We start from the raw sequence: 12,018 nt of genomic DNA, 5'->3' as shown, positions 1-12,018 counted from the left end.
CGGCGACCCTAGTGCCTGGACCCGCACCGCGCCCGACGGCTCCGTCGCTGCCGCCCCGCCCGCTGCCGCGCCGGTCGCCTCAGGGCTGTCGGCTACCGGCGACCGGGCCGGTCCGGTAGCGGACCAGGGCGGGGAAACCGACCGCGAGCAGTACGGCCAGCACCACGGCAGCCAGACCACCGCCGACCCAGGCGACCCCGCTGCCGAGGCCGGCGGCCATCGTCCCGGCCCGGAGGTCGCCCAGGCGGGGCCCACCGGCGACCACCACGGTGTTCACCCCCTGGAGCCGCCCCCGCATCCGGTCCGGCGCGTGCACCAGCAGCATCGACTGCCGTAGCACCGCGCTGACCAGGTCGGCGGCGCCGGCCACCGCGAGCAGTCCGACGGCCAGCCAGAGGTGCCCGGCGAGCCCGGCCAGGGCGACCGCCACGCCCCAGCCGACCACCGCGCCGACCAGCGCCAGCCCCTGCCGCCTGATCCGGCCGATCCAGCCGGAGGTGAGCCCGCCGAGCAGCGCCCCGAACGCGATCGCGCTGAACAGCCAGCCGACCGCCGCGCCGCCGCCGAAGCGCTCCTCGGCGATCTCCGGGAAGAGCGCCCGGGGCATGGCGAGGATCATGGCGATCAGGTCGATGGCGAACGACAGCATCAGCACCCGGGTGGTGAACAGGTACCGGAAGCCGTCGACCACGCTGGCCAGCCCCCGCCGGCGCGGAGTGCCGTCCGGGTCCGGCTCGGGCGGCAGCGCCGGGAGCCCTCGGGCGGCCCAGACCAACGCGGTGAGCAGCAGGGCGTCCGCCGCGTACGCGATCGGCAACCCGGTGCCGGTGCCCCAGACACCGAAGATCAGCCCGGCGATCATCGGGCCGGCCACCGTGGCCGCGGTGTTGGTGGTGTAGTTCAGCGTGCTCGCCGCCGGCACCAGGTCGAGCGGCACCAACCGGGGCAGCATCGCGCTGCGCGCCGGTGAGGCGATCGCGAACGCGGTGGACTGCACCGCCACCAGGGCCAGCAGCAGCGCCGGACTGCGCGCCCCGAGCAGCGCCTGGACCAGCAGGCCGAGCGTCGCGAGCCAGAGCAGCAGGGAGCCCACCAGCAGCACCTGGCGACGGTCCCGGCGGTCCGCCACCACCCCACCCCAGAGCCCGAAGACCAGCAGCGGCAGGAACGCGGCCACGCCGATCAGCCCGACCCAGAACGAGTCACGGGTCAGCGCGTACATCTCCACCGGTACCGCGACGGCGGTGAACTGGAAGCCGAACATCGCCACGCTGTTGCCGGTCCAGAGCCGCCGGTACGCCGGCACCCGCAGCGGACGCAGGTCGATCGCCCAGCGACGGGCACTGCCCGGCTCGGCCTGCGCCGCCCCGGTCGCGGCCTTGACCTCGCCGGCCGCCTTCACCCGGTCACGCCCTTCACCCGGTCACGTCCTTCGCCTGTGTCACGGCCTCCACCTGCTGGGTCACGCCGTCGCGCGGGTCACGGCGCGAGCCGCTCGACGACCCACTCGTCCTGGCCGGTACGGCGGTAACGGAACCGGTCGTGCAGCCGGTTGGCCCGCCCCTGCCAGAACTCCACCGCGTCCGGCACGACCCGCAGCCCACCCCAGTGCGGTGGGGGCGGGATCGGATCGGTGCCGGCGAACCGCTCGGCCACCTCCCGCTCGCGCTCCCTGAGGTAGTTGCGGTCCGGGATCACCTGGGACTGCGGGCTGGTCCAGGCACCGAGCTGCGAGCCGCGCGGCCGGGTGGCGAAGTAGGTCTCCGTCTCGGCCCGGTCCACCGGCACCACGCTCCCGGTGACAATCACCTGCCACCCGAGGGCGAACCACGGAAAGACCAGGCTGACGTACGGGTTGGCCAGGGCCTCCGTCCCCTTGCGGGAGGTGTGGTTGGTGAAGAAGACGAAGCCGGCGGGGTCGTACCGCTTGAGCAGTACGGTCCGTCCGCTCGGACGGCCGGCCGCGTCCGCGGTGCCGACCACCATCGCGTTCGGCTCGGGCAGCCCGGCGGCGGCCACGTCGCGGAACCAACGGTCGAACTGAGTGCACCAGTCGGCCGCCAGGTCCGCCCGGGAAAGCCCTTTCTCCTCGACGTTCCCGACCGGCCCGACATCCGGGACCGCTGTGTCTCCCGTCACGTTCCCCTCCTTCTCGCCTGCCGATACCGTGCCATACGCCGCTGACCAGCACGTTGTGCCCCAGGTCACCACCATGTTGCGGATGGCCACACCGCAGGATGTCGCCTGTAGCACAGTGGTTGCGGGTCGCAAACCCGGTTGCCACCAGGCAAGATGTTCCGAACGCATTCCTGAGGGTCGCCTAAGGCGCTCGGCCGGTTGGCCGGATGAGCCCAGGCGGGCGCACCGAGCAGATCCAAGGAGACGACATGGCCGACTTCAAACCGGGCCTGGAGGGCGTCGTAGCCTTCGAGACCGAGATCGCCGAGCCGGACCGCGAGGGTGGATCGCTGCGCTACCGCGGGGTCAACATCGAGGACCTCATCGGCCAGGTCTCCTTCGGCAACGTCTGGGCACTGCTCGTCGACGGCCGGTTCGGTCCCGGCCTGCCGCCGGCCGAGCCGTTCCCGGTCCCGGTGCACTCCGGTGACATCCGGGTCGACGTGCAGTCCGCGGTGGCCATGCTCGCCCCGTACTGGGGGCTCGACCAGCTCCTCGACATCTCCGACCAGCAGGCCCGCGAGGACCTGGCCCGGGTCTCGGTCACCGCGCTCTCCTTCGTCGCCCAGTCCGCCCGGGGTCTCGGGCTGCCGGCCGTGCCGCAGAAGGAAATCGACAAGGCCTCCACCATCGTCGAACGGTTCATGAAGCGCTGGCGGGGCGAGCCCGACCCGCGCCACGTCAAGGCCGTCGACGCCTACTTCATCTCCGCCGCCGAGCACGGCATGAACGCCTCCACCTTCACCACCCGGATCGTCGCCTCCACCGGCGCCGACGCCGCCGCCTGCATCTCCTCCGGCATCGGCGCGCTCTCCGGCCCGCTGCACGGTGGCGCCCCCTCCCGGGTGCTGACCATGCTCGAGGCGGTCGAGCGCAGCGGCGACGCCGAGGGCTACGTCAAGGGCGTACTCGACCGGGGTGAGCGGCTGATGGGCTTCGGCCACCGGGTCTACCGGGCCGAGGACCCGCGGGCCCGGGTGCTCCGCCGTACCGCCCGCGAACTGGGCGCGCCCCGCTTCGAGGTGGCCGAGGCGCTGGAGAAGGCCGCACTGGCCGAACTCCAGGCCCGCCGTCCGGACCGGGTCCTCGCCACCAACGTCGAGTTCTGGTCGGCCGTGGTGCTCGACTTCGCCGAGGTGCCGGCGCACATGTTCACCTCGATGTTCACCTGCGCCCGGATGGGTGGCTGGAGCGCCCACATCCTCGAGCAGAAGAGGCTCAACCGGCTGGTCCGGCCGTCCGCCCACTACGTCGGCCACGGTCCGCGCAAGCCGCAGGACGTCGACGGTTGGACCGCCATCCCGCACGGCGTCTGATCACCGGCCGGCTCACCCCCCGTCGGATGGTAGGAGGGGTCCCCTGTTACCGCTTTTTGGGTAGCAGGGGACCCCTCCTACCACTTCAGGCGCAACAACCGCGCCACCAGCGTGACCGCGAGCAGCCGGGTGACCCGCGTCGGCGATGTGGGCAGCGCCTCACCGCCCAACGAGAGACGGAAGAGGTTCCACGCGGGCGCGGATGGGAGGATGGGGGCTCGGCAGCGCCGCCGGAAAACCGCACCCCGGTCAAGTGGCCCACAGAAGGAAGCCTGATCACCGTGGCTGATGTTTCGACCATCCGGATTCCCGACGAGATCAAGCCCGCCGACGGCCGGTTCGGCTGTGGGCCGTCCAAGGTCCGCCCGGCGGCCGTGTCCGCGCTCGCCGACGTCGCGACCAGCTACCTCGGCACCTCGCACCGGCAGAAGACCGTCCGGGACCAGGTCGCCCGGCTGCGTCGCGGTCTCGCCGAGTTCTTCTCCCTCCCCGAGGGGTACGAGGTCGTCATCGGCAACGGCGGCACCACCGCGTTCTGGGAGGTCGCCGCCTTCGGCCTGGTCCGTGACCGGGCGCAGTTCGCCAGCTTCGGCGAGTTCGGGGCGAAGTTCGCCAAGTCCGTCAAGGACGCTCCGTTCCTCGGCGAACCGACCGTCCGCAAGTCCGAGCCGGGCAGCGCGCCGTCGCTGGTCGCCGAGGCCGGGGTCGACGTCTACGCCACCCCGCACAACGAGACCTCGACCGGCGTGGCCGTGCCGATCGCCCGGGTGGACGGGGCCGACCCGGGATCGCTGCTGCTGGTCGACGCCACCTCCGGTGCCGGCGGCCTGGACGTCAACGTCGGCGAGACCGACGTCTACTACTTCGCCCCGCAGAAGTGCTTCGGCTCCGACGGCGGCCTCTGGATCGCGCTGATGTCGCCGGCCGCCCTGGAGCGGGCCACCGAGATCAAGGCGTCGGGCCGCTACGTCCCGGCCTTCCTCGACCTGGTCACCGCGATCGACAACTCGCGGCTGGAGCAGACCTACAACACCCCGGCGCTGGCCACGATCTTCCTGGCCGCCGAGCAGACCGACTGGATGAACGCGCAGGGCGGGCTCTCCTGGGCCGCCAAGCGCACCGCCGAGAGCGCCGGCACGGTGTACGGCTGGGCCGAACGGTCCACCGTCGCGACCCCCTTCGTCACCGACCCGGCGCTGCGCTCCAACGTGGTCGCCACCATCGACTTCGCCGACGGGGTGGACGCCTCGGCGATCGCCAAGGCGCTGCGCGCCAACGGCATCGTGGACACCGAGCCGTACCGCAAGCTCGGCCGCAACCAGCTGCGGGTGGCGCTCTTCCCGGCGGTGGAGCCGGCCGACGTCGAGGCCCTGACCGCCTCGATCGACTACGTCGTGGAGCGGCTCTAGCCGCTATGGTGGGGGGCGTCGCCGACCGGCGGCGTCCCCTGCGACTGTGATCCCTGACCTGCTCAACCGCGACATGCGGGCGTGGCATCCCCCACCCGCCGACGGATGGGCGTACCGTGTTGACCAGACGCCCGGGTGGCTGACCCTGGCGTGCGGCCAGCGAAGCGGGACGGAGGCAACGTCATGCGCCCAGTACGCTTCGTCGCCCTCTCCGAGGACGGCCAGGCCCTGGTGCTCGCCGACGAGGTGGGGCGGCTGCTAGCCCTGCCCATCGACGAGCGCGTCACCAACGTGCTGCACGCCGAGCCCGGCGCGCCGCCGCTGGCCGTCGCGACCGAGCGGGCCCCCGACCCGATCCCTTCGCTCTCCCCTCGGGACATCCAGGCCCGGATCCGCTCCGGCGAGTCCGCCGAGGACGTCGCCCGGATCGCCGGGGTCCCGGTCGACCGGGTCCTCCGGTACGCCGGCCCGGTCCTCCAGGAGCGGGCCATGCTCGCCCAGCACGCCCGCCGCACCCGGCTCAAGGGTGCCGAGAAGCCCACCCCGCTCGCCGAGGTGGTCAACGGTCGGCTGGCCCAGCACGGGATCGACACCGAGAAGATCTCCTGGGACGCGTACCGCCGCGACGACGGCACCTGGCGGATCATCGCCACCTGGCCCTCCGGCAAGGCCACCGCCCAGGCCGTCTGGGATCTCGACAAGATCCGGCAGAACGTCACGCCGCACGACGACATGGCGCAGTACCTCTGCGCCGAGCGACCCACCCCGATCCTCGGCCAGGAGCCGGCACCGGAGCGGGGTCACGCCCTGCCCGGCCCGTCGCGCGGCGAGCCGAGCCGGGGCGGCCACGGCCTGCCGGCCCCCGTCGAGCGCGCCCGTCCGGGCCGTGACCCGATCCGCGCCGGCCGGGACGCCCTGCTCGCCTCGCTGGACCGGCCGCTCGGCTCGACCTCGGGCCGGGGCCTCGAACCGCGTACCCCGGCCGCCCTCGGCGACCAGGAGTCGCCCCGTCAGCGGGCGATCAGCGGTGGCGCGGCGGCCCTGCTCGGTGGTGGCCAGGGTTCGGCGTTCGACGACGACTCGGACGCGCCGAAGGAGGTGCCGGCCGTGCCGTCGCTGGCGGTGCTCCGGCCCCGCCGCACCGGCGCACCCGCCGCCGAGGCTCCCGCCGAGGCCGCAGGCAAGCCGCGCAAGCGGCTGCCGAGCTGGGACGACGTGCTCTTCGGTTCCGGCCCGGCGGCCCGCGAGTCCTCCTGACCCGCTGGGTCGGACGGCCGCCGCCTGGCCGGCTCGCTCACAGCGGCCAGGCCGCGAGGTGGTCGTACCGGCGGACCGGGCCGAGGTGGCTGCGGACCAGGACCACCTCGGTCGCCCGCCAGCTCGGCCCGAGGTATCCGTCCAGCGTGATCCGGTCCTCCTCGACGTCGATCCGGTCGCCGGGGCGGGCGATGGTGAGGTGGGGCCGGAACGGCCGGTCGTCGTGCGGCAGTCCGGCGGCGCACAGCTCGTCCCGGATCCGGCCGGCGAGCGTCGCCAGCCGCTCCACCTCACCGAGCACGTCCACCCAGAGCACGGTGCGCCGGCCGTACCCGAACCGGCCGCCGCGTCCGAGCCGGAGCCGGGGCGGTTCCGGTCCCCGGCACGGGCCGGCCGCCCGGTCCAGCGCGTCGCGTACGGCGGGCAGCCGGTCGACCCCGACCTCGCCGAGGAAGGCGACGGTCACGTGCACGTCCGCCGGGTCGGCCAGCCGGACGTCGGTGCCGGCCGCGGCGGCCAGCCCGATCCGCAGCCGGGCGACCTGCGCGGCGAGATCGGCCACCGCCTCCGGCGGCGGGTGGACCGCGACGAAGAGCCTCATCGGCGACGGCGTCGGGTCACCGGTGTCGTTGGCGGTGGTCGGCGGTGGCCGCCGGCAGCGGCAGTCCGGCGGCGTGCAGCGCCCCCTCGACGCGCACCCGCTCGATCTCCCGGTCCACCCCTTCCAGCTCGGCCAGGTGCTCGGTGACACCGAGGCACCGGCACGCCAGTCGGAGCCGGTCGTCGTACGTTTGGATCAGCAGCAGCGGCCAGACGATCGGCCGTCCGCCGCGTCCCAACCGGTAGGCGCGGAGCCGCCACAGGTCGGCGGCGACCTGTTCCAGCGACCGGCGGTCCGGCCGGTCGAACTCGGTGAGGTCGATGTCGCGGGTGAGGTCATCGGCGTCGATCGCCCGGTCGAGCTGGGCGATCGTCCGGCGGTCGCGGCGGCGGGCACGCCGACGCGACCAGGCACCGGCGATCCGGTCGAGGCGGTCGTCACCGCAGCACACCAGGGCGACCGCGGCCGGCACACACACCACGAGGAGGATCGCCAGTACGAGCAGCATCGCCCGACCGACCTCCACGTATCGACGCTAAGCCCCCGTGACCCGCTGTGCCAGCGGAATGCCGGGATCCGGTCGGGGAGGGTTCACCGCACACCGGCCTCCGCGGGCCACCGCGTCTGGCACCGGCCGCGAGCGGCCGTCGGGGGCGAAACGACGTAGAGCCGGGGCAACGGGCGGATCCGCAGCCGGATGCGGGCACCGGAGCGACGCAGTTGCCAGGTCAGGGCCAGTCCGGCGGCGGTGAGCGAGATCAGCCCACCGGCCCAGATGCTCGCCCCGGCACCGTAGGTCTCCGCGACCCAGCCGACGAGCGGCGCGCCGACCGGGTTGGTGCCGAGGAATACCAGCACCCACAGCGCCATCACCCGGCCCCGGAAGGCGGCGTCGGTGCCGAGCTGGACCCGCTGGTTGGCGGCCTGGGCGAAGAAGATCACGAAGAACCCGGTCGGCAGGAGCAACGCGACGACCAGCCAGTACCCGGGCGCGAGCCCGACCAGGGTGCCGAACACGGAACAGGTGACCGCCGCGCCGAGCACCACCCAGACCGATGGGCGGCTACGCCGTCCGCTTCCGGCCAGCGCACCGGCGAGCGAGCCCACCGCGAGCGTGGTGGTGAACAGTCCGAACGAGGCCGCTCCGGTGTCGAAGACGGTCTTGGCCAGCGCGGCGAGCGTGATCTGGAAGTTGAACAGGCTCATCCCGATGACCGACATCAGCGCCATGGGCAGCAGCAGGTCGGGGCGCTTCGCGACGTAGCGCAGCCCGTCGACGACCTTGGCCGAGTCGCGCTCCTCCATCGGGGGCAGCGCCTCGCGGTACAGCTCGGCGGGGTTCATCCGGACCACGTTGGCCAGCGGGGCGAGCGAACTGAGCGCGCTGACCAGGAAGACCGGGCCGACGTCGACGAGGGCGATCGCGACACCGGCGACGGCGGGGCCGATGATCCGGGCGCTGTTGAAGGTGGCCGCCGAGAGGGCGAGCGCGTTCGGCAGCAGCGGCGTGCCGACCAGCTCGGAGACGAACGCCTGCCGGACCGGGGTCTCCACCGCGTTGGCGACGCCCAGCAGGGCGGCGAAGACGTAGACATGCCAGAGCTGCACCAGGCCGGTGACGACCAGCACGCTCATCCCGAGCGCGAGCACACTCCAGAACGCGTTGGCGACGAAGAGGAGCAGGCGCTTGTCGTACCGGTCGGCGAGGCGGCCGGAGAGGAGGGTGAGGAGCAGGACCGGGGCGAACTGGAGCGCGGTGACGATGCCGAGCGCGGTGGCGGAGTCGCCGGAGAGTTCGAGGACGAGCCAGTCCTGGGCGATGAACATCATCCAGACGCCGATCAACTTGATCAGCTGCCCGGACGCGAAGAGCCGGTAGTTACGGATCTGCAGGGACTGGAACATCGTGCTCAGTTTCGTCCGCACGCTCGGTGCGCCTCCTCGGGTACGCGTCATCCAGGGCGGACGGTGCGGACCCGGTGGCGTTCAGCCGCGGGCGAGCCGCTGCAGGATCTCGGCGGCGTGCCGCAGGGTGTCGCGTTCCTCTTCGGTGAGGTCGGCCAGCCGGTTGGCCAGCCACTCGTCGCGGGCCCGCTCGAACTGGTCGAGCACGGCCTGCCCCCCTTCGGTGGCCGCCAGGATGACCTGCCGGCCGTCGGTCGGGTGGGGGGTGCGGCGAACGAGGCCGCGCTCCTCCAACTTCGCGACGATCCTGGTCATCGTCGGCGGTTGTACCCGTTCGACGTCGGCCAGCTCCCGAGGGGTCAGCGCGCCCGCCAGCCGGAGGCTGGTCAGGGCGGAGAGCTGAGTCACCGTGAGGTCACCCACCGGCCGGGCCTGGCGGACCCGCCGGTTGAGTCGGGTGAGCGCATCACGCAGTTGTTGCGCCAGTTGCGTCGGTGCCACGCGTCTCGTCGTCACCGTCCGCTCCGTCACGTTGGTTAGCCTAGCTAATGAGCCAAGCTAACGACATCCGATATGAGCATGCTCACCAGGAGGTTTACACCGGGTCACAGGAGGACGGACTCGACCGGCCCTCGCAGGAAGTACACCACGAAGAGGGCGGCCACCCCGTACAGCAGCGGGTGGACCTCCCGGGCCTTCCCCTTCGCCAGCTTCACCACCACGTACGTGATCAGACCCGCGCCGATCCCGTTGGAGATCGAGTAGGTGAAGGGCATCAGCACGATGGTGAGGAACGCCGGGATGGCGATCTCGTAGTCGGTCCAGTCGATGGTCCGCACCGCGGTCATCATCAGGAAGCCGACCACGACCAGCGCCGTCGAGGCCGCCTCGAACGGCACGATCACCACCAGCGGCGCGAGGAACATCGCCAGCAGGAACAGGGCACCGGTGACCAGGTTGGCCGCGCCGGTCCGGGCACCCTCCGCGACACCCGCGGCGCTCTCGATGTACGAGGTGTTGCTGGAGGTGCTGGCCGCACCACCGGCCGCCGCCGCGATCGAGTCGACCAGCAGGATCTCCCTGGCGCGTGGCGGGGTGCCGCGCTCGTCGAGCAGGTCACCCTCCTGACCGACCGCGACCATCGTCCCCATCGTGTCGAAGAAGTCCGTGATCAGCAGGGTGAAGACGAACATCAGCACGACCAGCCAACCGGCCCGGCCCCACGAGTCCAGCACGTTGAAGTTGCCGAGCAGGGAGAGGTCCGGCACGTCCACCACGGTCTTCGGCAGTTCCGGCACGTTGAGCGCCCAGCCCTTCGGGTTGGGCCTGCCGTCGACCACGGACGGTCCGACGTTCGCCACCGCCTCGACCACGATCGCCAGCACGGTGGAGGCGAGGATGCCGATCAGGATCGCGCCCCGCACCTTGCGCACCACCAGCACCAGGGTGACCAGCAGACCGAGCACGAAGACCAGCATCGGCCAGCTCACCAGCTTGCCGCCGATGCCCAGCCCGACCGGGACGGTGGTGTTCGCCGCGTCCGGCACCCGGCGGACGAAGCCGGCGTCAACCAGGCCGATGATGGTCAGGAAGAGGCCGATGCCGACGCCGATGGCCGTCTTCATCTGGGTCGGCACCGAGCGGAACACCGCCGTCCGGAGCCCGGTGAGCACCAACGCGGCGATGATCACACCCTCGATCACCACCAGGCCCATCGCGTCCGCCCAGGTCATCTGCGGTGCGATCTCGTACGCGACCAGCGCGTTCACGCCGAGCCCGGCGGCGAGCGCCAGCGGGAAGCGGCCCACCACGCCCATCAGGAGGGTCATCAGCCCGGCGACCAGCGCGGTCGCCGCCGCCAGGGCGGGAATCGCCAGCTTCTTGCCGTCGCCGTCCACCGCACCGCCGATGATCAGCGGGTTCAGCACCACGATGTAGGCCATCGTGAAGAAGGTGGCGAGCCCACCACGCACCTCGCGGCCCACCGTCGAGCCCCGGGCGGAGATCTCGAAGAACCGGTCGAAGCCATTGCGGGGGCGGGGGGACTCGGAGAGTGTTCCGGTCTCGGGCGACGCTTTGTCCATCGGATCCTCGCAACTGATCTTCCGTCGGTCCGGGCGCATCGTCGCAGATCAGGGGCTACCAGCAAAAGTTGATCGAGGTACGCTTCCCAGGTGCCCAGACAACAGCCACCGCGGCCGGAGCCGCTCGACCCGCCGATGGTGCCCTTCGCCCTCGCCGGGTTGGTGATCTGGGCCGTCGCCGGGCTGGTGCTCCTGGTCTTCTTCCGCGACTGGATCACCACGAACGGTCACGAGAACTGGCTCTGGACCTGCCTGGCCGGCTTCCTGTGGGGGTTCCCCGGTCTGGCGGTGATGATGCGGCACGACGCGAACCGACGACGCCGCCGCACCCACCGCTGAGCTGCGTGCCTCCGACGGGCCGTCACCGGACGGTACCCGGCGCTGCGGGTCAGGAGTGCCCGTACGGCTCCGCCGGCTCGGTCGCCTCCACCGAGCCCGGGGCGCGGCTCACCGACATCTCCTCCACCGCACTGTCGTCGTAGATGGTGGGCAGCTCGTCGACCTGGGACTCGGGTGCGTCGGCCAGGGCCTCGGAGTGTGCACCGCACCCGTGGTCGGCACTGACCACCCGACCGTCGTCCGGGGCGTAGAAGTTGCCGCAGGCGCCGAAGGACTGCCGCAACGCCCCGGCCAGCGGGAGGTAGAACCCGCACGAGCCGCAGCGGGCGGCGGCGGGAGCGGCGACCGAGATCGCCGCACCGGGACCGTGGTCACCGTCGTACCAACGCTGAGCGGTGTCCATCCGCCCCTCGCGGGAGAAGACCCGGGTACGGCCGAGCCCCAGTTCCCAGGCGGGCTCCTCGATCGCCGGGTCGTCGGAGAGCAGGTAGCCCGGAGCCAGGCGCTCGTCGTCCGGCGGGGTGGGCAGCAGGTCGCCGGGGCCGAGGTCGCCCGGCTGGAGCCGCTCCTGCCAGGGGAGCCAGCCCGGGGCGAGCAGCGCGTCCGGGCCGGGCAGCAGGACGGTCTCGCAGACCGTCACGTTACGGCTGCGTGGGACCCGGGTGACGGTCACCGCCCAGCGCCAACCCCGGTAGCCCGAAAGGCGGCACTCGAAGTAGTGAGTGACGATCCGGTCTCCCTCGGCGACAGCCTTGAGGTGGTCCCCGACGTCCGAGGGCTCCACCTCGGTGATGCCTTCGCGGGCCACCTCGACGGCGGCGGCACAGACCTGGTCGAGGCGGGCACGGGTGGAGGCGGGCCTGGTCACCTTTCCATTGTCCCCCATGCACGTCGCCGGCCGACAGGGACTCCCCGACACACGTCTTCCC

12 protein-coding genes are annotated in these 12,018 nt (G+C 72.4%); 4 read left to right on the top strand and 8 right to left on the bottom strand.

Features of this window, described 5'->3' with window-relative positions:
• Positions 1–79: 79 nt before the first annotated feature.
• Positions 80–1,327, bottom strand: coding sequence for an MFS transporter (locus tag GA0074694_RS09360; protein ID WP_245714730.1), 1,248 nt, complete (start codon positions 1,325–1,327; stop codon positions 80–82).
• Positions 1,328–1,479: 152 nt separating this feature from the next.
• A complete protein-coding gene (gene pdxH, locus GA0074694_RS09355) occupies positions 1,480–2,139 on the bottom strand; it encodes a pyridoxamine 5'-phosphate oxidase (protein ID WP_245714610.1) in 660 nt (219 codons plus the stop codon).
• A gap of 248 nt (positions 2,140–2,387) precedes the next feature.
• Between pdxH and GA0074694_RS09350 the strand changes: the two genes are divergently transcribed.
• From GA0074694_RS09350 to sepH, 3 genes are all read left to right on the top strand, one after another.
• Positions 2,388–3,494: a citrate synthase 2 gene (locus tag GA0074694_RS09350; protein WP_091455589.1), complete on the top strand. Its 1,107-nt coding sequence runs from the start codon at positions 2,388–2,390 to the stop codon at positions 3,492–3,494.
• A 281-nt stretch (positions 3,495–3,775) separates the two neighbouring features.
• Positions 3,776–4,903, top strand: a complete 1,128-nt coding sequence (gene serC, locus GA0074694_RS09345) for a phosphoserine transaminase (protein ID WP_091455585.1) — start codon at positions 3,776–3,778, stop codon at positions 4,901–4,903.
• Between the two features lie 183 nt (positions 4,904–5,086).
• Positions 5,087–6,160, top strand: coding sequence for a septation protein SepH (sepH, locus tag GA0074694_RS09340; RefSeq protein WP_091455582.1), 1,074 nt, complete (start codon positions 5,087–5,089; stop codon positions 6,158–6,160).
• A gap of 37 nt (positions 6,161–6,197) precedes the next feature.
• On the opposite strand, the gene thpR is transcribed toward sepH, so the two are convergent.
• The 5 genes from thpR to GA0074694_RS09315 form a co-directional block, all read right to left on the bottom strand.
• Positions 6,198–6,761 carry an RNA 2',3'-cyclic phosphodiesterase gene (thpR, locus tag GA0074694_RS09335; protein WP_091455580.1) on the bottom strand — a complete coding sequence of 188 codons (564 nt, stop codon included), beginning with the start codon at positions 6,759–6,761 and terminating at the stop codon, positions 6,198–6,200.
• A gap of 16 nt (positions 6,762–6,777) precedes the next feature.
• Complete coding sequence (locus tag GA0074694_RS09330; RefSeq protein ID WP_091455577.1) at positions 6,778–7,287, bottom strand: hypothetical protein; 510 nt, start codon at positions 7,285–7,287, stop codon at positions 6,778–6,780.
• A gap of 65 nt (positions 7,288–7,352) precedes the next feature.
• Positions 7,353–8,687 carry an MFS transporter gene (locus tag GA0074694_RS09325; RefSeq protein WP_091455573.1) on the bottom strand — a complete coding sequence of 445 codons (1,335 nt, stop codon included), beginning with the start codon at positions 8,685–8,687 and terminating at the stop codon, positions 7,353–7,355.
• A gap of 60 nt (positions 8,688–8,747) precedes the next feature.
• A complete protein-coding gene (locus tag GA0074694_RS09320) occupies positions 8,748–9,197 on the bottom strand; it encodes a MarR family winged helix-turn-helix transcriptional regulator (protein ID WP_176737831.1) in 450 nt (149 codons plus the stop codon).
• Positions 9,198–9,271: 74 nt separating this feature from the next.
• The gene (locus tag GA0074694_RS09315; protein WP_091455566.1) at positions 9,272–10,750 is read right to left on the bottom strand and encodes an NCS2 family permease; all 1,479 of its coding nucleotides are present in this window, start codon (positions 10,748–10,750) and stop codon (positions 9,272–9,274) included.
• Positions 10,751–10,840: 90 nt separating this feature from the next.
• Here GA0074694_RS09315 and GA0074694_RS09310 point away from each other — a divergent pair, with 90 nt between their 5' ends.
• Positions 10,841–11,089, top strand: coding sequence for a DUF2530 domain-containing protein (locus GA0074694_RS09310; protein ID WP_091455564.1), 249 nt, complete (start codon positions 10,841–10,843; stop codon positions 11,087–11,089).
• A 49-nt stretch (positions 11,090–11,138) separates the two neighbouring features.
• Here GA0074694_RS09310 and GA0074694_RS09305 read toward each other — a convergent pair whose 3' ends face one another.
• Complete coding sequence (locus GA0074694_RS09305) at positions 11,139–11,975, bottom strand: DUF3027 domain-containing protein (protein WP_091455560.1); 837 nt, start codon at positions 11,973–11,975, stop codon at positions 11,139–11,141.
• Positions 11,976–12,018: the final 43 nt, after the last annotated feature.

Origin of the sequence: Micromonospora inyonensis, from assembly GCF_900091415.1 — a bacterium.
GTDB classification, from domain to species: domain Bacteria; phylum Actinomycetota; class Actinomycetes; order Mycobacteriales; family Micromonosporaceae; genus Micromonospora; species Micromonospora inyonensis.
Note: the sequence above shows the minus strand (reverse complement) of the source record. Positions and strands in the feature narration are given on the sequence as shown.

Bases quoted from the DNA above. Each gene is read 5' to 3' on its own strand.
- GA0074694_RS09305 (WP_091455560.1), bottom strand. From the start codon at position 11,975: ATGGGGGACAATGGAAAGGTGACCAGGCCCGCCTCCACCCGTGCCCGC.
- sepH (WP_091455582.1), top strand. From the start codon at position 5,087: ATGCGCCCAGTACGCTTCGTCGCCCTCTCCGAGGACGGCCAGGCCCTG.
- thpR (WP_091455580.1), bottom strand. From the start codon at position 6,761: ATGAGGCTCTTCGTCGCGGTCCACCCGCCGCCGGAGGCGGTGGCCGAT.
- GA0074694_RS09315 (WP_091455566.1), bottom strand. From the start codon at position 10,750: ATGGACAAAGCGTCGCCCGAGACCGGAACACTCTCCGAGTCCCCCCGC.
- GA0074694_RS09350 (WP_091455589.1), top strand. From the start codon at position 2,388: ATGGCCGACTTCAAACCGGGCCTGGAGGGCGTCGTAGCCTTCGAGACC.